This window comes from Bacillus sp. FSL L8-0193 (assembly GCF_037976065.1).
In the GTDB taxonomy this organism is placed as follows: domain Bacteria; phylum Bacillota; class Bacilli; order Bacillales; family Bacillaceae; genus Bacillus; species Bacillus paralicheniformis.
In genome coordinates, this window is record NZ_CP150261.1 from 2,070,380 (window position 1) to 2,091,603 (window position 21,224).

The following is a 21,224-nucleotide window of genomic DNA, read 5'->3' on the forward strand; positions in this document are numbered from 1 at the left end:
GGTTTCCCTCCGATCACACCGTATATTTTTCATGAGCGGCTATTTTCTCTGCGATTTCGCGTTTTTGAGCAAACAGATTGCTGAAAAGGGGCAAAGTAAGGCTGTGAGCCTCTTCCATTGCGAGCTTTCTTTCGGCTTCATCAGATTCTATGCCTGATAAGGCGGTTACCGCCATCTCTTCAATTTTGCGGAAGCCTTCTTCACAAATAACGTTCGTCATCATTTCTTTCAACCGTGCTTTTTCGCTTCCGTATCTTTTGGTTGCCTTTTCGTTCCGGAGGGCGGCGGATTCCATCACATAGAGTTCTTTTTGCATGTCGGCGAGAATCCGCGCGTATTCCTGCTCCTCTTGAATGTTCACGCGGGAGCGTTTAAGCGCTTTTAATGTTTTGCCGAAAAGCCTGTTGGACAGCTGAATAAACCGCCGGTTTCGGTTTTCCCCGCTGCTTAATTGAGCTTCCGGCTCTGAGATGCCGTTTTGCTTCACTTCTTTCATCATCAGTTTGGCGATCGTCAAACGGTTAATCTCGTTTGTCCCTTCGAAAATCCGGCTGATCCTCGCGTCCCGGTACAAACGTTCGACTTCGTACTCCTGCATGTATCCGTAGCCGCCATGAATCTGTACCGCCTCGTCTGCATTTCGGTCGAGTATTTCGGAGCAGTGAACTTTATTGATCGCGCATTCGGATGCATAGTTTGTGAGTTTTCTCAGTCTGTCGTCTAATGGCTCAGCCGAATTTAAAACATGGTCCAGGCAGTCTGCCGTTCTGTAAGCAGCGCTTTCGGCGCCGAAAATCGAAATTGCCATGTCGGCAATCTTTTCTTGAATCATTGAAAAACCGATGATCGGCTTGTTAAATTGTTTGCGCTGTTTGGCGTAGCTAACGGCAAGGTTCAATGCTTGCTTTGCCATTCCAATGTTCGAAAACGCGAGCTTTAAGCGGGCCATGTTTAAAATGTTCAAAGCGACGTGATGACCTTTCCCGACATGACCCAAAACATTGTCGTTTGGCACCTCGACTTCTTCGAGGATTAAGGTTGCCGTCGAAGACCCTTTGATTCCCATCTTCTTCTCTTCAGGTCCGATGGAAACGCCTTTAAACGAACGTTCGACGATAAATGCTGTCATGCCTTCCGCCGTTTTTGCAAAGACAACATATACATCAGCTACTTGCGCGTTCGTAATCCACTGTTTTTCCCCGTTTAAAACCCAGGCTGTTCCTTCGCCATTCAAGACGGCCGTCGTTTTTGCGTTTAAAGCATCTGAGCCTGCGCCCGGCTCTGTCAGAGCATATGCTCCGATCCATTCGCCCGATGCCAGTTTCGGAAGGTATTTTCGTTTTTGTTCTTCTGTTCCATAATAAATATACGGCAATGTCCCGACGCCCGCATGAATATTAAAGGAGACGCTGAACGATCCGCCGGCTCCCATTTTCTCTGCTACTAACCCGGAAAGCTTCTTGCTGAGTGAAAGGCCGCCGTATTCCTCAGGAACTTCGATACTGAGCAATCCGAGCTCTCCCGCTTTTTGAAACAATTTTTTCACGCTTTCGTGATCCTGCTGATCGATCGATTCAAGAAGGGGCATGACTTCATTTTTGACAAATGATTCTGTCGTTTTTGAAATCAGTTGATCTTCCTCTGTGAAATCTTCCGGCGTAAATCCTTCAGCAGCCGATTCGTGTTGAGAAATCAAGGGTTCATTCCATCGAATTTTTGCTTTCCCCATTGCTTTCCTCCTCGCTTCCGCTAAAAAGAGTGATAAACTGAGATAAAAAGACGATGAATCCGCTTACATTTTACCTGATACGAATCATCGTCTCCTTTTCTCATCCAGATAAGGACCAACCAATTATGAAGGGCACGGTTGTTTCGGTCATTTAGCAGGCTTTTCTTCTGCCTGTCGCCGGAACACAGCCCCGCTTTTTTGTTTCATGAAGCAACTGTTCCGCGAAAAGCTCCGGGCAGTGCAGCTGATGTGTAAGTTATGAAGCTTTTAATATCAGCTTATCAAATAATTGGAAGATTTCCAAATGTTTTTTTGGTTTACTCTATTTTACTTGTGAAAGCTTGGGAATATGCATTGTCCGCCTTGTGGCGAACGCGTTTTGGCAAGCCGGCATGCTTTTTTGAAAAAATAAAACAGACCATCGTTTTGATGGTCTGTTTAGAAAGTGACCGTTGATGGCTTATTCATTTGACAGGCTTGAGACGATACATTCTGCACGGCCGGCGATTGTAAATTCTCCAAAGCCCGCAGGCAGCAGCATGTGATCTCCTTTTTTAAAAGAAAAGTCGTTGCCGCAAGACGCATTGATCTGCCCTTCCCCTTCTATGACGCTGACAAGAAGAAACGGTTTATCCTGTTTGAACCAGGCTGATCCTTTTACATCCCATTTTGCTACTGAGAAATAAGGACACTCAATCAGTGCGGCAGTCTTGACATTACCCGATGTTTCATATTGAACATCTTCGCGGCCAGGCGAAGACGGGACGTCGATCACTTCTATGCTTTTTTGCAAATGGAGCTCGCGCAGGTTTCCTTCAGCATCTTTTCTGTCATAATCATATAGTCTGTAGGTTGTGTCTGAATTCTGCTGCGTCTCCAAAATCAAAATACCTTTTCCGATCGCATGGACGGTTCCGCTCGGCACATAGAAGAAATCTCCCGGCTTCACTTTGACGCGGCGCAAGAGCTCGTTCCATTTCCCGTGTTCGATCATTGAGACCAGTTCTTCCCGCGTTTTGGCATGGTGGCCGTAAATGATCTCCGCATCTTCGTTGCAATCCATGATATACCAGCATTCCGTTTTTCCAAGCTCCCCGTCTTCGTGCAGTTTTGCATATTCATCGTTTGGATGCACTTGTACGGATAGGTCTTGGTCGGCGTCCAAAATTTTTGTCAGAAGAGGAAAGCGGTCTCCCTTTATATGTCCGAATAAATGGCGATGTTCATTCCATAATTCGCTGAGTGTGAGCCCTTTATACATGCCGTTTTTCACGACGCTTTGCCCATTTTGATGGGCGGCGAAAGCCCAGCACTCCCCCGTTTGTTCGGATGGAATCTCGTAGCCGAAAGAGGCTAAAGCTGTGCCGCCCCAAATTCTTTCTTTAAAAACAGGCTCGAAAAATAATGGTTCAGTCATGACGGGCATCCTCCTTTTTTAGATGATTTCATCCAGAAGTTTGTATGCTTCTACTTTTGTTTGAGCAGAGAGAAGCTTGTCCCTGTAGGTGTCATCCATCAGTTTTCGGGAGAGCATTTGCAGAAGCTTCAGATGCTCGTTTCCCCCGCTTTCTTTCGGGACGGCGATCATAAAGATCAGTTTGGCGTCAGTTCCGTCAAGACTCTTCCAGTCGACGCCCGAACGTTTGATGCCGAATGCTACACTCGGCTTCTTGACGGCGTCAGACTTCCCGTGCGGGATCGCGATGTTCATGCCGATTGCCGTTGTCCCCTCTAATTCGCGGTTCATGATCGCTTGTTTAAATTCGCTTTCCGAATGCAGTGCACCTTTACGGGACAATTTTTGAATCATTTCATCGATAATGTCGTCTCTCGTATCCCCTGATAAATGAGGTTCGATCAAATCTGTATCAATGATGTCTGTGAGCTTTTTAATTTCCGGTATTTCGGATTTTTTGCTTTCCGCTTTTATTTCGATGTTCGGCTGCGGAATGTCATGAACTGCAGCAGTCTCACTTGCCCCTGCAGGAGCGGCTGCGACCTCTTTTTTGAGTACATTGACCAAAAGAGCGGTGACCAGGGATCCGGCAATAACGGCGATGAAGAACATCAACACATGATCGACAGCGCCAAGCACTGCTACAATCGGTCCGCCGTGGGCGACTCTGTCCCCTACATTACCGATCATGGCGATCACAGAACCAGTCATTGAACCCGCCATAATACTTGGTATGACGCGAAGCGGATCCTGTGCAGCAAACGGTATGGCACCTTCAGTAATACCGAATAACCCCATTGTAAATGCTGCTTTTCCCATTTCTCTTTCTTGCGCCTGAAATTTTCTTTTTCCTAAAAACGTTGCGATGCCAAGCCCGATCGGAGGAATACAAATGGCGACGGCGATCGGACCCATAATTTCATAGTTTCCTTCACCGATCATGGCTGAACCAAACAGGAATGCCACTTTATTGACGGGGCCGCCCATATCAAACGAAATCATCGCCCCTAAAATTAATGCCAGAAGAATCGAACTTGAGCCCTGCATACCAGCCAGCCAAACCGTCAAAGATTCAAAGATTTGCGCGACAGGCGCGCCGATCAGCAATACGAATGCCAAGCCGACAATAAGCGATGAAACCACCGGTATGATGATGATCGGCATGATCGGCTGAATGGCTTTTGGCACTTTTAATTTTTTGATGGCCAGCGCCGCATATCCGGCTAAAAAGCCCGCGATAATGCCGCCGAGGAACCCCGCACCGCTTCCGCTGCCGTAAAAGCTTCCTGTCGCTGCGATGTATCCGCCGATCATCCCTGGCACAAGCCCCGGTTTATCGGCGATGCTGTAGGCAATATAACCGGCTAAAATCGGGATCATGAATGAGAATGAGGCAGCCCCGATTTGCTCAATCGTTTTCCAAAAAGATTCATCAGGAATCACTAACCCTTTCGGCGTTTTTTCACCTCCAAGCGTCAGTGCGACCGCAATCAATAATCCGCCGACGACGATGAAAGGAACCATAAACGATACACCGTTCATTAAATGCCGGTAAATCGGATTTTGTTTTTTCTCAGTTTGAGCTGAGGCTTCCGTTTTCGCAGCCGGCCGATAGACAGGTATATCGCCGCTGATCGCTTTTTGTATTAATTCTTCCGGTTTTCGGATGCCTTCCTGAACACCGACAGCCAGAAGTTTTTTCCCGATAAAACGGTCTTTGTTGACCGAGCGGTCTGCGGCTATGATAATCGCGTCTGCCTCGCGGATTTCCTGCTCGGTCAGCTCATTTTCCACCCCGATGCCGCCTTGTGTTTCGACTTTCATTTGAACGCCCATTCGATCGGCCGCTTTTTGCAAATTTTCCGCAGCCATATACGTGTGGGCAATTCCGTTTGGACATGATGTAATCGCTAACAGTTTCATGCGAAATCCTCCTTCTGAAACTAAAGTAGTGAGCAGCTCTTGTCATTACTTTATAATAAAAACGTGTGTGTAAAAGCGTTGTTTTTTACCGCAGGTTCCGGAAAAACCGGCTTTTTTTAAAAAAACGGACTGCAATAAGGGGCGACTTGTAACACTTGGGACTGATTGTGAAAATGTGCCGTATTGCAACAATTGGGGACTGAAATTTTTCGAAGAGGTGTAAAGTGAGGACATTCCTTTTTAATGAAGGATATCTCGAAATCAAGAAAATCAAGGTTGAACTTGTCAGCAAATCCATTGCTGAACACGAAGATGTTTCCACTACAATGAAAAACTATGATCTTCGCGATTTTAAAGTAGAAAAGAATCAAATATTTATGTAAAATCACTCTTTTATTCAAAAACCAAGATCTCTTTCTTGAGGGGTTTTGCTTTTGAGTGAAATGTAAAAAAGAAGGTATTTCCTCCTATCATGTCGAGAGGATTAAATTTTGAAACTTATTCTTTAATTTTCCGTATATCAATATAAAAAAGGTATCTAATGCGGGGAGGAATATTCGTTGGCTGAAAAGCAAAAAAGGGTTCCATTTTTTAAAAAATATTGGGTTTCTCAAATTGGTGTATTTTTATTGTCACAGATAATTTTTATTACATTTGAAACAACAGGGTGGATACCTAATTATAGAGAGATTGATGGAACACTATTTGGGAGAATTACGGAATCGTCAATTTTTATAGAATGGTTTACTTTTTATGAAACACCACAATTAAATTTACTTACTGTCTTTTTTGGCGTCTTCTTTCTTGTGCCAGGAATAATAAGTGCATTAAAAAACGTATTTTCGCCTAGACACTATAGTAATAGCTCTAAATAACCGTGATTAAAAATAAATATGGTTGATTAAAATGAATAAATTTGAGAGGGGTTTTGATTTTGAGTGAAATTGAAAATCACTTTGTCTCTAAACAGAGGCAAAGCGATTTCGGCAACATTAGCTATTGGGTAAATCTATACGTGCAGGCGTGCTAGTCCTTGTTCACTAATATCCTCCTCGTGTTACACCTTACGAATTAGAATTACTAAATAATTGCTCAACTTTATAAGCAATTACAGCGAGGTATAAAATTGCAATAAACACTAATACTCCAGTGCCAAAATCAGTTTTTGATACTAAATAAAGACTGATCAGACCGAAAATAATGTACATCACAATATCAAAAACATTTTTCTTGTTGTACATCAAGTTCCCCCCATTAAGCAATTGATTCTAGGTGCATATTTGATGCAACCCTGGAATAATAAATTTTTATATTATTGGAAAATAAATAACTTTATAGTAATTATCGGCTTTAAAATTTCTCATTATGCCTAACTCTAACACGTTGCCTTTTCGTTTTACATAAAAAGTCCAAAATTTGAGTAAATTTTCCCGATGTAATGGTTTGTGTTTTTTATAAAGATCAGAACTATTCATTCATTTTGAAAAACATTCAATTCATATGCTCATTTCTCTTTTAAAATACTTATCTCATAGTTAAAATTCTTAAATTGTGGGAACGTTACTGATACTCTCTTCATAAAGAGGTAACTATACGGATGCGGAAATGAGAGGCAGCCCCATTGTAACTGGAAAAGATGCTGGAAAGTTTCTCAAAAAGTACTACGTAAGAACAGAAAAGTTGAAGCCCGGAGAGTCCAAATAAAACAGTTAAATCAAAAAACATCCGCAGCAATTTAACAAAAAACATAGAATCGCATTGAAGATGTTAAGCGAAAATGAAGTTCTTCCCTCTAACTAAAAACAAAGTTGATACTTTAATAAAGCCTTTCTTCTCCAAAGAATATATTTTAATTACACATTAAAAAATCTAATTTTATGGACAACATAACCCTTTGTTGTTGGGCTTGCAATAAAAAAAGAATAGGATAAAGCAAAACTGCTCACCTATCCCATTCTGTTGTCTGTATATCGATCTTTTCTTGAATGTTGATGAAGGTCAGAACCCCGCTTTTAATAATCCAAATAAGATAAAAATGTCATCACATTTGTTTCTTTCGTCAGCTTTTGGATGAATGCCGGCTGCTCGCTTAAGCTGGACAGCTCTTGAAACAGTTGTTTTGTCATGTTTTGATCCTCGTGTTTGACAGCCAGCATAAAGACGAGCGATACTTTTTCAGAGCCCCAGTCAAGCGGCTCTTTTAATGTGGCGATCGCAATGGCTGATTGTTTAATCAATTTGGCGTTCGCGTGAGGAATGGCGATGCCCGCTCCGATGTTTGTCGCCGACATTTTTTCTCTCATGACGGCGTGTACAGCATATTCTTTTTCCACATAGCCTTTTTCGTATAAAGCCATTGCCAGCTGTTCAATCAGCTTGTAGCGGTGTTCTGATTCCTGCTGCAGGAAGACGAGGAAAGGAGTCGTGTCATTCAGCACTTTAAACGTTTTTTGTGTTTGCCGGGACGATTCACCGAGCTGATCCATAAAAGCGCCGAGCTTTTTCTCATCGGCCGACTCGAGCAGCGGAGATACAACGATATGGGGAATTGATAAATCCTCCAGGCTGACCGTTGATATGACAAGATCGATATCTTCATGTCGTGCAGTATAGTCCGCCAAATCAGCTTTTGCGATGCAGTCCATCACGGCAATTTGGTGGAATTTCCGTTCGATTTTTGTCCGCAGCAGCTGTGACATCCCGATGCCCATATGACAGACAATGATCGCTTTTTTATGCTTGTCTTTTCCATAGCTGGAGCGCTCGATCGCCGCTTGGAAATGCAATGTCAGATAGGCGGCTTCTTCCTCGGGAATCGAAAGTGAAAACGTTTGGTTGATGTCTTCAAGAGCATCAATGACAATATGAAACAGATAAGGGTACATTTTTTTGATATCGTTGAGCATCGGATTTGATACGGAAAGGTCATAGCTCAGCCGATTTAAAACGGTATTAAGGTGAACTTTCAATCCATTGATCAAAACCCGGTCCTCGCGGAAATTCATCATTTTCAACTCTGAGACACGATGGATTAAATATTCGACAACCTTTGGAAGCAAAGGGTTTTCCAGTCCGCTCTCCCCTTCTTTCCCAAATGGGTAACGGACTTTGCCGCCTAATATATGCAATGTTAAATAGACGGCCTCTTCTTCAGGAAAGCGGATCGCAAAAACCGCTTCCAGCCGTTTTAAACAAGCAAACGTCCACTGAAATTCTTTTTTCTTTTTGACTGCATCTATTTCCCCTGGAGAAATAGTAATCGGCTGTTTCATTTTGATGCGGCGAATCATCAGCAGTGTATGCAACAGTAAATTTTCGAACGTTTCATCAGTGAAATATAAAGAATGTCGCTTTTGCAATGATCTGATTTCGCTTTTAACAAATTCCACTTCATGACTTAAAAATTGACTTTTAATAAATCGGCTTGTAAACTCCGGGTTGTCAATCAACTCCGAGATGCGCGCCAGCGCTTTTCTTTTATTTTTTTCACTCCCTTCGATCTTTAAACCGAGGCGCTGCTTGGACACCAGAGTGAGGCCAAACCGCTGGAGCCAAACTTCGATTTGATTCAAATCCCTTTTGATGGAAGACTTATTCAAGAAGTGCTCGGCAGCCATTTCTTTTGCAGAAACCGGCTTTGGATTCATTAATAACTGATAAGCGATTTGCAACATCCTTTCTTCATCGGATTGCTGCTGTGCGGCGTGATGTTCGGTATATAACTGCCGGCTTAAACGGACCCTTTCATGATCTTCAATATTCAAATAAACGCCCAGTCCCGGTTTGCGAATCAATTGAGCATCAGAATGCTGATTGAGATAATCTTCAATCGTTTTCAGATCATTTCTGATCGTTTTTTCAGAACACTTTACCCTGTCTGCGAAATCTTGTACGACTAAATAGTCTTCAGGTTCAGATAACAACAGATTCAGAATGTCTTTTTGCCTTGTATTCATATCTCTCTCACCTGTTTTTCTATCCTTCCCTAAAAAGAAATGATAGTATAAGTATACTACAAACGTAACCGTTTACATTATACAGTGAAATAAAAGGGCCAAAAGTTTCGTTTTTTACCGAAACTTCCGGAAAAAATGCTTTTATCAACACGAGAATTTTTCTTTTATAGGAATTTTTTATAATAGATGATAGTGGGAGGAAAGTAAAACAGCCGTACGGTTCTGAGCAACGAAAAAAGGATCAGCGGAGTTCCTCCCGCTGATCCTTAAACTAAAATTCTCTTTTATTATAAAAGCTGAGCGATATCGCATATGAAACAGAGATCATCACGAGCAGTACGCCAACCAAAAGGATGAATGTGCCCGCATTTGACATTTCGCTCAGAAAAGCCGTTAATTTTTGGCTTAGTGCAAGGTTTTCCCCCGCATTTATAAATTTAAATAAGGCCGTCCCTCCAAATATAATGACGAAAAATATGATAATGTTCGCCATTTTGGACTTCAAATAGCCGTACTTAAAAAGCAGCGGAAATGAGATCGAGCTAAATAAAGTAACAGCCACAACAGCACCCATGACGCCTGAAAGTGTCAATGGGAAATCAAGCGGCAAGTGCAGCATATGTCCGATAGCATTGATCAAAGAATAGAAGAGAATGGCATAAGCCGCATAGACATAAACCGATACATATTTTGATAAGACGATGATGTTTCTTTTAATGGGCAAGCTGATCAGGATTTTATCACTGTTGTTTTTGTCTTCTAAGGAGCTTGCGCCTAATGCCAGCTGATATGTGACAGCCAAAACCGCCACTGTATATCCGACGAGCTCAAGCTGTGACAATGTAAAAGTAAAAAATATCATCAATAACAGCGATAGTTTCATTGCTCTTTTCTGCATTAAAATATCCTTTTTAATAAGATGATACATGTTGATCACTCCTGCCGGTTGAAAATACCAAAATATCCTCCAAAGTCGGTTTTTCGATCATGACCGAATCCCCGAAATGCTGAACGACTCCCCGCTTATCTTTGGAGAGCGCTTCGAAGCCATAGCTGTTTTTCTTAATGCCGATTAAGGCGTCTTCGTTTCCTTTATGCAGCGTATCGAGGTCTCCTTTTACAATGCAGTACTCCTCCAACAGCTCATCCTTTGTTTTGCTCAGCACGAGCCGGCCGTTATGAATGAAAGTGATATAGTCCGCTACTTTTTCTAAATCAGAGGTAATATGCGTCGAAAAGAAAATCGACTTGTTTTCATCCTGCAGCAATGTTTGCAGCACGTCGAGGAGCTCCGATCTGACAAGAGGATCGAGTCCTGATGTCGGTTCATCCATGATCAATAATTCGGCATGATGGGAAAGCGCGACCGCCAATGAGAATTTCATCTTCATTCCTTTTGACAAGTTTTTGATCTGCCTGTTTAAAGGGAGCTGGAAGTCTTTTGCGTACCGCTGAAAAACAGCCTCATCCCACTTTTTGTAAAACGGTCTGATGATCCCTTTCATTTCGTTCGGTGTCAGTTCTTCGTAAAAATGATTTTCATCGTATACAAAGCCGATCCTCTGCTTGATTTCGATATTGTGCTTTTCATTGTCGAGACCGAAAATGGTGATGTCTCCTTCGTCTTTTTTGATCAGGTTCATAATCAGCTTGATGGTCGTGCTTTTTCCGGCTCCGTTCGGGCCGATAAAGCCCATAATATATCCTTTTTCAAGCGAGAAGTTGATGTTTTTTAAAGAGAAATCTTGATAATGTTTTGATACATTTTTTAATTCCAGTATGCTGGTCATTTTTACCACTCCTCATAAACCAGTTTGAGCATCTCTTGAAGTTCCTCGTATGTAAAGCCGATTTGTTTCGCTTCAGTGACGGCTTCTGCTATGTGTTCTTCGATCAATTTGACTTTTGTTTCTCGAAGCACGTCTTTGTTGATCGCTGCGACATACGAGCCCTTTCCCGCGACTGTGACGATAAACCCTTCTCTCTCCAGTTCGTCATAGGCTCTTTTTGTTGTAATTACGCTGATTTTAAGCTCTTTGGCCAGGTTTCTGATCGATGGGAGCGCCTCTGACTCCGAGAGTTCTCCCTTGACGATTTGATCTTTTAATTGGTTGACGATCTGCAAATAAATCGGTTCATCCGATGAATTTGAAATGATGATATTCAATGCATGACATCCCTCTATTCGTTATAACTGTATATATACAATATAAACAGTTATAACACCTTTGTCAAACAATAACAAAACAATACATATTAGCAGCGGAAAACCTCCTGCTTCCTGCACGGCGGTAGTGATTCGGTAATATTGATGAAATAAGGAAGCAGATCATACAATTGTTTATCTTCTTGCCTGTAAAAAGGAAAAATTGAATTAATAAATCCCAATTTCTCAATGTGGCACAGAGAAATTGGGATTTTTTCAGTGTTGAAAATCAGCTTTTTGAAGCAAAACCTCTCTTAGTTATACTCCAGAATAGGCGGAGAACCCTCCATCGACCGGTATGATGGTTCCAGTTACAAATCCCGAGGCTTTATCGCTTACCAACCATAATAACGTTCCGATTAGATCTTCCGGAACCCCAAATCTATCCAACGGCGTCTGGTTGATAATTTTTTGTGCTCGCTCCGTATATGTTCCGTCTTCATTGAGCAATAGGCTCCTATTTTGGGCGGTAAGAAAAAAGCCTGGGGCAATGGCATTGACACGAATTCCGACTTTTGACATATGCACAGCAAGCCATTGGGTAAAGTTACTGACGGCCGCTTTTGCACCGCTGTAGGCGGGAATTTTCGTCAGCGGCGTATTGGCGTTCATGGATGAGATGTTAACGATCACATTTCCGTCGTGATCAGCCATGTCTTTTGCAAATACTTGAGTGGTTAACAGTGTGCCAAGAAAGTTTAAATCAAATACAGACCTTACTCCCTCTATTTCTAAATCAAAAAACGTAGTCAATTCTTTAGTATTCAAGTCTTTTTTATATAAATATTCTTTATCTGTTGTTCCCATTGGATGGTTGCCGCCTGCACCGTTAATTAGGATATTGCATCTGCCGAATGTTCTGTTAATGAGTTGTTTCGCTTGTTCAAGGCTTTGTTTATCAAGGACGTTTGCTGTAACGGCAAGTGCTTCGCCTCCGTTTTCTTGGATATCTTTCGCTACTCTGTCTGCCGATTCAGCTCTTCGGCTGACTACTGCTACTTTTGCACCGCATTGAGCTATTGCTTTAGCGAAACAGCTGCATAAAATGCCGCCTCCACCTGTCACTACAGCCACCTTATCTTTCAAGTTGACATGAAAAGGAATCTGCACATTCATCCCTCGTCTCTGCATTTTAGTTAGTGCTTGTTCATTTATTGCATTCAAAGGCTATCCGCTTCTTTTCTTTCGTCAATGTTTCCCACATTCCATTTAAATACACTGCACCCAGCGCACGGTCATATAAACCATAACCCGGTTTACCGGCCTCTCCCCAAATCATTCTTCCATGATCCGGTCTGGCTGGTCCGGCAAAATCTATATCTCTTAATGCTCTTACGATTTCATACATATCTAAAGAACCGTCTTCTGAACGGTGGGAGGATTCTTGAAATGACTTTTCTCCGATGATCTTAATGTTTCTCAGGTGCACAAAGTTGACTTTTCCTTTTTTTCCGAAATAACGAATCAATTCCGGAATATCATTTGTTGAATTCACACCCAGTGACCCGCTGCATAAACACAAACCGTTAAAGGAGCTGTCATAGAGATTAATCAATCGCTCCAAATTCTCTTTGTTCGTTATGATTCGAGGCAGTCCAAAGATAGGCCATGGCGGATCATCCGGGTGAATCGCCATTTTGACTTGTTCATTTTCTGCCGCCGGTATAACCGCTTTAATAAAATACGAAAGATTTTCCCATAAATCCTCTTCCGTCATGTGCTGATATTGTTGAAAAAGATTCTTTAGCTGTCCATCTTCATAGCTTGTGTCCCAACCGGGAAGTTTTAGTTCACCATGTAATGGATTCATTTGTCTAACTTTTTCTTCTTCATAAATTAATGCTGTAGAACCGTCTTCTAGTGCATAGTCTAAAGAAGAACGAGTCCAGTCAAATACAGGCATGAAATTGTAACAAACGATTTTAACTCCCGCTTTTGCCAAGTTGCGTATCGTCGTTTTATAGTTTTCAATATATTGATCTCTTGTCGGAAGACCTAATTTAATATCTTCATGGACAGGTACACTTTCAATGACACTTAACGATAGACCATGATTTTCAATTTTTTCTTTTAACTCTACAATTTTCTCATAAGGCCATGCTTCCCCTACAGGAATATCATAAATGGCCGAAACAATTCCAGTAACGCCGGGAATTTGGCGAATATACTCTAATGTGACCGGGTCGCTGTCTCCGTACCATCGAAACGTCATTTGCATGGTTCTCCCATCCTCTTCCCTCTTATTATTTAACATTCGATATCATCATTTCGCATGACAATAACAATATATTGGAGCGGTTTTTTTCAAAAGAATTTGCCGATTAGTATCCGCTTACATAAATTTTCATGATCATGATTCATGTGTCGTGCTAGATGACAAAATTCAGCTGGCCGGGATGTAACCGCGGACAAAAATTCTTGCTCGATTAATGGAAACATCATCATCATGTGGCCTTAATCTTTTAATCATACGGCAAACTGTAAGAAAACGCTCCGTTCTTGCTTTCCAGCTCTGTGCCATTTACGATCAGTTTTCTCTTTTCTCCATTTGGTACGTGAAAAGTGAGTTGATCATACGATAACTCGTATGTTCCTTCCTTTTGTATTGAAAGATTGATCCCGTCTTCTGTTGTCTCCATATCGACATGTATAAAGGCAAATGTACGAGTATATTCATTTGTTAACCCATCATCTTCATACAAACGATAAGTCGATTTTCCTTTTCCTTTGAATGGGAATAACAAAAATCCTCTTTCATCTTGGTTCTTTGTTTGGAATGTCACTTTTGCACCATTTACCGGAACGATCGCTCCCGCTTTCGCTAATAGCGGAGTATAATGTAATGGTGCCGGCAGAACGACTGTCTTCCCTCCTTCATACCATGTTCCCGTATGGAAATCATACCAGCCTTTTTCATGGTTCGGTAAATATACCTCCCGCTCCGTCATTCCTTTTTCGACGACAGATGCAACCAGCAAAGATTCACCAAGTATAAATTCATCGTTCTCTTCAAATGTTTTCTCATCATGTTCAAAATCATAAAATGTCGGTCGAATGATCGGCTGATAATGTTCGTGCGCATCATATAGCGCGGTGTAAATGTAAGGGATGATCTTATGTCTAAACTTAATGAGTTCACGGATTTCATCGATTGTTTCAGGAAACATCCATGGTTCATTAACTGTCCCGTCATCGTTCCACGAATGAATGGTAAATCTCGGATGCATGATGCCGTTTTGAATCCATCTTACGAATAGCTCCGGTTCAGGGGCCGGTCCTGAAAATCCGCCGACATCATGGCCGAAATTGTAAATGCCTGATAAACTTAGACCGATGCCTGTTTTAATGTTAAATTTTAATGTTTTCCAGCTTGTTCGGTTGTCACCGGTCCAAGTTTGTGCATAACGGTGCATGCCGGGACATCCGGATCTTGAGATCAGGTACGGGCGTAATTCCGGGTTGTATTCTAGCTGAGCTTCGAAAGACGCTTTCATCATCAAAAGCGGATGAAGCGCGCGGATCAGTTCAAACTCCACTTCTTTGCCGAAGCCGTGACACTTGGCGTTTTGACTCCATATTTCAAATTCGTTATTATCGTTCCAAGTTGAATCAATTCCGTATTCCAACAGCTTTTCTGTTATTTGAGCCTTCCACCAGTCGAACGTTTGGCGCTTCGTGAAGTCTAAATAAGCTCCGATATCATCCCAAAATTGGGCCATTTCCGGTTTTTGTGTTTCTCTGTTTACAATGAACATGTCTTTTTCTTGTAGTTCATCAAAGTACGGATGATCCTTTAGCAAACACGGTTTAATGTTGGCGCATAAACGGACGTCCTTCTCATGGAAGTGTTGCACCATCTCTTTTGGAGCAGGGATTTTGCTCTCATCCCAGTTAAAGACATAACGTTTATCACCGATAGATGTGTATCCTGACGATAATTGAAACGAATCGCATAACATATCATGTTCTTCACAAAGACGAACGAAGTTTTTTAATTGTTCCTGTGCATTTGGCGCATCGGTATAGCTCATCGTAGAGCCTGAATAGCCCAGGCTCCATTTTGGCGGCAAGATCGTTTTGCCTGTCAGCCAAGAGAATGTTTCGACTACATCTTTTATTTTCGGACCGGCTATGAAGTAGTAGTCTAAATCCCCCTTTTCAGCCTGATAATAGCGGTACAGTCCATGATAGTTATCAAGCTCTGAACCCATATCAAAAATGGAAGCTGATAGATTATCATAGAACATTCCATAGGAGATGCCTGTTTTCTTATGACGTGTAATATAGAATGGGATATGTTTGTATAGCGGATCTGACCACTCTGCGTCGTACCCCATCGCATCGATATTTAACATCCGGTAGCGTTTCCCGTGTTTATCGACGTTTCCCGTTTTCTCGCCAAATCCAAAATATTGTTCCTGGACATCGCGTTGTAAATAATGGTATACGTCCTTTCCAAAAGCCCCTTCAAAATTATACCCTTGTGTTTGCCGATCGTTTGCAACATTGATCCATTCAGAACCATTGTGATAAAACCAGCTGATTCTAAAGCCGTTCAATTGAACATGAAGCTTGACCTTACCGGTTTTCACGATAAAAACATCTTTGACTTGCTGGAATTCGTATTGAGGCAATGTAAATCCGCTCATGTCTAAACGATGGCGTCCCTCCCATGGCACATCGATCTGTCCAGGCGCGACACTCCACGTTTTTTCAAGCGTTAACGCTTCTCCCTCCGTCAGTAAAATCCGAATTATATCTTCTTCAAGAATGAATATTTTCGCATGTGCATGACCGTCATTTAAATGAAAATGTAGCACATTTTTCTCTTCTTTCATAAATGTAAACATGTAGGTTTCTTTAATTGACATTAAATAGACGCCTCCTGTCTTAAAGTCCAAATAATTGAGGCAGCATTAAGCTGATTTGTGGAATGTAGGTAACAATTAAAAGGACGATCATGATCGCAGCATAAAATGGCAGAATCGGTTTAACCACTCGTTCAATATCAACTTTACCTATGCTGCAGCCCACAAACAGAGCACTTCCCACAGGAGGAGTGATATTGCCGATACAAAGGTTAAATACAATCATAATTCCAAAATGCACGGGATCCATGCCAAAGCTTTGAACAATTGGCAGAAAGATTGGAGTGAAAATTAATACAGCCGGAGTGATGTCCATAAATGTACCGATTATTAATAAGATGATATTCATCAACAGCAAGATCAAAATTGGGTTATCTGTAATCCCTAGAATTCCATTGCTGATTGCCGTCGGTATGCCTGTAAACGCCATGACCAATGAGAGCATCGTTGATGTCCCAACCAAAAACATAATAACGGCTGTGATTTCTACCGTTTCCAGCAGCATTTGGGGGAGCTGTTTCCATTTCAATGTCCTATAAAAGTGCGATAACAATAAGGAATAAGCCACCGCTATTGCCGCTCCTTCAGTTGCTGTAAAAACACCGGCGATAATACCCCCGATTACGATTACAATGAGCAACAGGCTTGGAATCGCATCGAGCAGCACTTTAAAACCTTGACTAATCGTAATTTTTGGCGCAACAGGGTACTTTTTCTTTTTTGCAATCATACAGGCGACAACCATCGTAGCCAGCCCCCACAAGATTCCGGGCAAATAGCCCGCCATAAATAAAGCGGCTACAGATGTTCCGCCGCTGACTAATGAGAAAATGATCAAAAGACCGCTAGGCGGAATAAGCAAACCAGTTGGTGCAGAAGCAATATTTACTGCGGCAGAGTAAGTCCGGTCATATCCTTCTTTTTCTTGCAGCGGCGACATGACCCCGCCGATTGCCGCCGCCGCAGCTACAGACGAACCGGAAATGGAACCGAATAACATGTTTCCGACAACATTTGTATGGGCCAGAGAACCGGGCAGCCTGCCGCTGATCAATTTTGCGAAGTTAATGAGCCGCATTGCAATACCGCCATTATTCATAATAATGCCTGATAAAATGAAGAACGGTACCGCTAATAAAGCAAAGCTGTCGATTCCAGTGACCATTTTTTGCGCCGAAGTGAAAATGGCAACATCAAAAGGAAAAATGGTAAGCATTGTTACAATGGATGCCGCCGCAATACTTACAGAAATCGGAACGCCGAGAAACAACAATATGAAGAATACTGCCGATAAAATGAGACCTGCTGCTATGGCCATATCATTTCACCTCTTTTTTAGTTTTCAAAAAGCCTCAGTCACATCTTTGCTGCTTTTTTTACATCATCACCTGACTTTTGTTTTGAATTGAATTCATGTAAAGATTCATATAAACCGGCCAAGTTGTATCCAATGATGAGTATGCCTGCAACAGGAAGTGATAGATAAACAAATCCCACCGGTATCCCTAATGCTGCTGAAGATTGCTCCATTGTGATGATCACTGCTTTCGAACCTCCTAAGACCAACACAATCAGAGCAAAAGCAATCAAAAGAATCTGAATGAAAGTATGAACGAAAACAGCTGCTTTTATTGGAAGTTTTCGAACGATAAATTCAATCGCCAAGTGCTTTTTTTTCCAAAATGCATAGGCACCGCCCAACATAGAGATCCATATCAGTGAATAGCGTAAAAATTCTTCTGAAAACGTACTGGGAGAATTTAGTACATATCGCGTAAATACTTGCCATATCGCAACCAAAACCATGATGGCCATTAGTGTGCAAGTCAAACATTCAATCGCTTTATTCACTGCTTTTTTTAAAGCTAGCATATACATCCCCCCTTATCGAAACATATTCGAGTCCCTCATTCATCCAGAGTCATTTTACTTTTTTAGCTTTCGCACAATTTTCCTATAGTATTTTCCGATCAATTCTTTTTTGGCAAACTCATCATGAAGCGGGCTTACCGCTTCCCGGAATGGAGTCTTGTCTGGTTTGTGGAACTTCACTCCCATTTCCTTTGCCTTCTTAACCGCATTTTCAGTTTCTTCAGCCCAAACGATTTTGTGATACTCAGTAGATTCTTTCGCCGCTTCGATCACCGCATGCTGCTGCTCTTCGCTTAATTGATCCTTTTTGTCCAAATTCATGATTAAAATATCCGGAACGATCGCATGTTCTGAGTATGAATATTCTTTTGCCACTTCCCCGTGATTGCTGCTTGTTAAAGCCATTTCGTTGTTTTCGGTGCCATCGATTACACTTGACTGCAATGCTGTATACACTTCTCCATAAGCCATTGGAGTAGGTGCTCCACCCATGAGTTCGACCATTCGAATCGCTGTAGCACTCGGCTGCACCCGAATTTTTAAACCTTTAAGGTCATTTGGGTGCATAATCGGTTTGTTCTTTGTGTAAAAGTTCCGTGAACCGGCATCATAGTAGGTTAATCCAATAAAACCTATGTTTTTCGTTGTATCATACATTTCTTTTGCAATATCACTGTCCATGGCTTCATAGAAATGATGTTTGCTGTCAAATAAATAAGGCAGGCTGAAGATGGAGTAGACCTCTGAAAAACTTTCTAAAGCGCTCGCACTTACTTTAGCCAGATCGACAGCCCCGGTTTGTGTCAATTCAATCACTTCACGCTCTGAACCGAGCTGAGCATTTGGATACAATTGCACTTTAACGGTGCCATTGGTTTTCTTTTCTACGTCTTTTGAAAATTTGAGTAAAGACTTGTGGATGGGGTGCTCCTCATTATGGTTGTGAGCAAGCCGTAACGTTACGGTTTTATCGGCGCCTATTACATCGCTGCTTTTACATCCCGTAAGCATCCCAAAGATTAAAGCGCATACAAAAAACACGGATAGCATTTTTCTCATGAACTACCCTCCTTGAATCTCATGACCGTTGCTTTCTAAGCAATGATTGATTGCGATTCATGATTTCTTTCATCGTCATATTTTTTTGATAGCGTTTACAATTTCGCTCAAATAGTGAACGAATAAGTAAAATTTTTGCATTGTATGTTTCGGTTTATCCCCTGAATCCCGTTTCCGATGATGTTCAGTAACAATTTGTGTAATATTTTAGTGGTGCAAGACATTAGATGATCGTCTTTCTCACCCTTCCCCTCCTTTACGATAAGTTTAACAACGTTGTTAAAAATAAACGTTGCTTCATGATCCGAAAACCCTTTTAACAACGTTGTTATTTTATTCGGAAGATGTATATGATTGTTATTTTATAATGTATCATTTATAATAACAACGTTGTTATTTATTATCATAAAATCATTTTCGAAAATTTGCAATATTATATTTTTAAGGATTTTTTGGAGGTCCAAAATGACTGTAACTATTAAAGACATCGCCCATGCTTCCGGAGTAAGCTATTCAACAGTCTCAAAGGCTTTAAGAAACAGCCCTCTTGTAAAACCGGATACAAAGAAAAAGGTCTTGCAAGTTGCCGAACAATTAGGGTATACTCCGAATTTTGCAGCGAGAAGCTTGGCATCTAAAAAAAGTCAAACGATCGGTCTTGTCTGGCCTACAATTGAAAGAATCGCTTTATCGGCACTTGTTACAAAAATAAATGAAGTGGTCGAAAAGAACAGCTATTCAATGATTTTATCCGTTAACAGAGCTAAAGAGGCAGTGGAATTGTTCAAGAGTTTTCGCGTGGATGGGATCATGATTTTTGAAGAAGGCGGCGAAACTCAGCTCAGTGATGATACTGGATTAACGATTCCTATCTTATCTTACGGAGTGTCAGGTGAACATACACATCCTATTATCGATGTCAATCATAAAAAAGCAATTTACAAAGCCGTTGCGTATCTGTATCAACTTGGCCACAAAAACATTAGCTACGTCGGCGACCTTTCCCCTGCCGATAAGCGTCAGATTGAAAAAAGCAAAGGGTTTGAAGAGGTTATGATGGAAGCCGGTTTAAAGTTAAGTCGAAACAGTATTTTAAATACTAATGGGTTAAGCTGGTATAACGGTTACACCGCTGCGAAAAAACTGTTACAACAAACCTCAAAACCTACAGCTATTATTAGCGGAAGCTACGATATCAGTGTAGGGATTTTACGAGCCGTAAAGGAACAACAGCTCAGCATACCCGAAGACCTATCTTTAATTTCTTATGATAATATTCCTCAAATGGCAAGCCTTGAAACCCCGCTGACGAGCGTAGGGGTTCCAATCGATCAATTGGCTCACAAAATGGTCGATTCTCTGCTGTCTCTTATTCGTGAGCCGGGCTCAATACCATTAACTCAAAAAATGGACCCTGAATTAAACGTCAGAATGTCATGCGCTTCTCCAGCAGTTTTAGGTAAAGAAAACAATTAACATTTAAAACGAGTCTTTCAGGTCATCTTTTCTTATTAAAGTGAAAAATCCCCGGCCTGGGGGTTTTTTAGTGTTTGCCGGGAATCCCTTGGTACTCATTCAGCCTCTGGCAATGGATCTTACAGAATTTCTCGGTAAATTGATTTTTGAATTTTTACATGAACGGCCGCATGCCTTTTGGTACGTTCTTTCTTTATCAAAAATAGATGTTTCTAAAAAATACAAAGCTCAGGTAACAATACCTGAGCTTTGTATTTATTCGCCTGTCTCCGCAAAACGCTTGACCCGCTCTCCAATTTCATCGCGTACACGCTGAAAGAATGCCCATTTTTTTTCTTCTGTCCCTTCTGCTTTGGCGGGATCGTCAAAACCCCAATGCTCGCGCTTGACGTGCGGCGGTGTCATCGGGCATTTATCAGCCGCGTCCCCGCACAGCGTAATGACGAGGTCTGCGTTGTGTAAGATATCGGGATCAATGATATCGGACGTCTGCTCAGAAATATCGATGCCTGCTTCTCGCATGGCTTTGACCGCGTTCGGGTTTAAACCGTGCGCTTCAATCCCTGCACTGTAGACGTTCCACTCGTCTCCGAGGTGTTTCTTCGCCCAGCCTTCAGCCATTTGGCTGCGGCAGGAGTTGCCTGTGCATAAAAAATAGATGGTCTTTTTTGACATTGGT

The 21,224-nt window shown here is 41.8% G+C and carries 17 protein-coding genes and 1 pseudogene; 3 read left to right on the forward strand and 15 right to left on the reverse strand.

The window, feature by feature from the left end:
• Window positions 1-13 precede the first annotated feature (13 nt).
• From MHH76_RS10490 to MHH76_RS10500, 3 genes are all read right to left on the reverse strand, one after another.
• Entirely contained in the window at window positions 14-1,729 is a 1,716-nt protein-coding gene (locus MHH76_RS10490) for an acyl-CoA dehydrogenase family protein (protein WP_023857542.1), read from the reverse strand.
• Between the two features lie 460 nt (window positions 1,730-2,189).
• Window positions 2,190-3,155, reverse strand: a complete 966-nt coding sequence (gene manA / locus MHH76_RS10495; protein WP_173636685.1) for a mannose-6-phosphate isomerase, class I — start codon at window positions 3,153-3,155, stop codon at window positions 2,190-2,192.
• 9 nt (window positions 3,156-3,164) lie between these two features.
• A complete protein-coding gene (locus MHH76_RS10500) occupies window positions 3,165-5,108 on the reverse strand; it encodes a PTS fructose transporter subunit IIABC (protein WP_023857540.1) in 1,944 nt (647 codons plus the stop codon).
• 254 nt (window positions 5,109-5,362) lie between these two features.
• On the opposite strand from MHH76_RS10500, the pseudogene MHH76_RS10505 reads away from it, so the two are divergent.
• Together MHH76_RS10505 and MHH76_RS10510 are read left to right on the forward strand one after the other, a co-directional pair.
• Window positions 5,363-5,491: pseudogene (locus MHH76_RS10505) on the forward strand (site-specific integrase); the annotation flags it as partial.
• 177 nt (window positions 5,492-5,668) lie between these two features.
• A complete protein-coding gene (locus MHH76_RS10510) occupies window positions 5,669-5,983 on the forward strand; it encodes a YfzA family protein (RefSeq protein ID WP_023857538.1) in 315 nt (104 codons plus the stop codon).
• A gap of 189 nt (window positions 5,984-6,172) precedes the next feature.
• Here the strand turns inward: MHH76_RS10510 and MHH76_RS10515 are convergent, their stop codons facing one another.
• The 11 genes from MHH76_RS10515 to MHH76_RS10565 all read right to left on the reverse strand — a co-directional run bounded on the left by MHH76_RS10515 (window position 6,173) and on the right by MHH76_RS10565 (window position 19,069).
• Window positions 6,173-6,349, reverse strand: a complete 177-nt coding sequence (locus tag MHH76_RS10515) for a hypothetical protein (protein WP_023857537.1) — start codon at window positions 6,347-6,349, stop codon at window positions 6,173-6,175.
• Window positions 6,350-7,120: 771 nt separating this feature from the next.
• Window positions 7,121-9,064: a BglG family transcription antiterminator gene (locus MHH76_RS10520; RefSeq protein WP_020451663.1), complete on the reverse strand. Its 1,944-nt coding sequence runs from the start codon at window positions 9,062-9,064 to the stop codon at window positions 7,121-7,123.
• A 271-nt stretch (window positions 9,065-9,335) separates the two neighbouring features.
• The gene (locus tag MHH76_RS10525; protein ID WP_020451664.1) at window positions 9,336-9,992 is read right to left on the reverse strand and encodes an ABC-2 transporter permease; all 657 of its coding nucleotides are present in this window, start codon (window positions 9,990-9,992) and stop codon (window positions 9,336-9,338) included.
• Entirely contained in the window at window positions 9,976-10,854 is an 879-nt protein-coding gene (locus MHH76_RS10530; protein ID WP_023857534.1) for an ABC transporter ATP-binding protein, read from the reverse strand. The genes MHH76_RS10525 and MHH76_RS10530 overlap by 17 nt, the downstream gene beginning before the upstream one ends.
• Window positions 10,855-10,856: 2 nt before the next feature.
• Window positions 10,857-11,231, reverse strand: coding sequence for a GntR family transcriptional regulator (locus MHH76_RS10535; RefSeq protein WP_020451666.1), 375 nt, complete (start codon window positions 11,229-11,231; stop codon window positions 10,857-10,859).
• 297 nt (window positions 11,232-11,528) lie between these two features.
• A complete protein-coding gene (locus MHH76_RS10540) occupies window positions 11,529-12,380 on the reverse strand; it encodes an SDR family oxidoreductase (protein ID WP_026579629.1) in 852 nt (283 codons plus the stop codon).
• Between the two features lie 37 nt (window positions 12,381-12,417).
• On the reverse strand, window positions 12,418-13,488 hold the full coding sequence (gene uxuA / locus MHH76_RS10545; protein ID WP_020451668.1) for a mannonate dehydratase: 1,071 nt from the start codon (window positions 13,486-13,488) through the stop codon (window positions 12,418-12,420).
• Between the two features lie 244 nt (window positions 13,489-13,732).
• A complete protein-coding gene (locus MHH76_RS10550; protein ID WP_020451669.1) occupies window positions 13,733-16,141 on the reverse strand; it encodes a glycoside hydrolase family 31 protein in 2,409 nt (802 codons plus the stop codon).
• Between the two features lie 19 nt (window positions 16,142-16,160).
• Complete coding sequence (locus MHH76_RS10555; RefSeq protein WP_023857530.1) at window positions 16,161-17,456, reverse strand: TRAP transporter large permease; 1,296 nt, start codon at window positions 17,454-17,456, stop codon at window positions 16,161-16,163.
• A 38-nt stretch (window positions 17,457-17,494) separates the two neighbouring features.
• Window positions 17,495-18,010, reverse strand: coding sequence for a TRAP transporter small permease (locus MHH76_RS10560; RefSeq protein ID WP_025810018.1), 516 nt, complete (start codon window positions 18,008-18,010; stop codon window positions 17,495-17,497).
• Window positions 18,011-18,064: 54 nt separating this feature from the next.
• Entirely contained in the window at window positions 18,065-19,069 is a 1,005-nt protein-coding gene (locus MHH76_RS10565) for a TRAP transporter substrate-binding protein (protein ID WP_025810020.1), read from the reverse strand.
• Window positions 19,070-19,534: 465 nt separating this feature from the next.
• Between MHH76_RS10565 and MHH76_RS10570 the strand changes: the two genes are divergently transcribed.
• A complete protein-coding gene (locus MHH76_RS10570) occupies window positions 19,535-20,545 on the forward strand; it encodes a LacI family DNA-binding transcriptional regulator (protein ID WP_023857527.1) in 1,011 nt (336 codons plus the stop codon).
• A 255-nt stretch (window positions 20,546-20,800) separates the two neighbouring features.
• Here the strand turns inward: MHH76_RS10570 and arsC are convergent, their stop codons facing one another.
• Window positions 20,801-21,220, reverse strand: a complete 420-nt coding sequence (gene arsC / locus MHH76_RS10575) for an arsenate reductase (thioredoxin) (RefSeq protein WP_025810781.1) — start codon at window positions 21,218-21,220, stop codon at window positions 20,801-20,803.
• Between the last annotated feature and the right edge of the window lie 4 nt (window positions 21,221-21,224).

Excerpts from the sequence above, each read along its gene's own strand:
- MHH76_RS10515 (WP_023857537.1), bottom strand. The coding sequence starts at position 6,349 with ATGTACAACAAGAAAAATGTTTTTGATATTGTGATGTACATTATTTTC.
- MHH76_RS10525 (WP_020451664.1), bottom strand. The coding sequence starts at position 9,992 with ATGTATCATCTTATTAAAAAGGATATTTTAATGCAGAAAAGAGCAATG.
- MHH76_RS10560 (WP_025810018.1), bottom strand. The coding sequence starts at position 18,010 with ATGCTAGCTTTAAAAAAAGCAGTGAATAAAGCGATTGAATGTTTGACT.
- MHH76_RS10550 (WP_020451669.1), bottom strand. The coding sequence starts at position 16,141 with ATGTCAATTAAAGAAACCTACATGTTTACATTTATGAAAGAAGAGAAA.
- MHH76_RS10530 (WP_023857534.1), bottom strand. The coding sequence starts at position 10,854 with ATGACCAGCATACTGGAATTAAAAAATGTATCAAAACATTATCAAGAT.
- MHH76_RS10520 (WP_020451663.1), bottom strand. The coding sequence starts at position 9,064 with ATGAATACAAGGCAAAAAGACATTCTGAATCTGTTGTTATCTGAACCT.
- MHH76_RS10555 (WP_023857530.1), bottom strand. The coding sequence starts at position 17,456 with ATGGCCATAGCAGCAGGTCTCATTTTATCGGCAGTATTCTTCATATTG.
- uxuA (WP_020451668.1), bottom strand. The coding sequence starts at position 13,488 with ATGCAAATGACGTTTCGATGGTACGGAGACAGCGACCCGGTCACATTA.
- MHH76_RS10570 (WP_023857527.1), top strand. The coding sequence starts at position 19,535 with ATGACTGTAACTATTAAAGACATCGCCCATGCTTCCGGAGTAAGCTAT.
- MHH76_RS10490 (WP_023857542.1), bottom strand. The coding sequence starts at position 1,729 with ATGGGGAAAGCAAAAATTCGATGGAATGAACCCTTGATTTCTCAACAC.
- MHH76_RS10565 (WP_025810020.1), bottom strand. The coding sequence starts at position 19,069 with ATGAGAAAAATGCTATCCGTGTTTTTTGTATGCGCTTTAATCTTTGGG.
- MHH76_RS10500 (WP_023857540.1), bottom strand. The coding sequence starts at position 5,108 with ATGAAACTGTTAGCGATTACATCATGTCCAAACGGAATTGCCCACACG.
- arsC (WP_025810781.1), bottom strand. The coding sequence starts at position 21,220 with ATGTCAAAAAAGACCATCTATTTTTTATGCACAGGCAACTCCTGCCGC.
- manA (WP_173636685.1), bottom strand. The coding sequence starts at position 3,155 with ATGCCCGTCATGACTGAACCATTATTTTTCGAGCCTGTTTTTAAAGAA.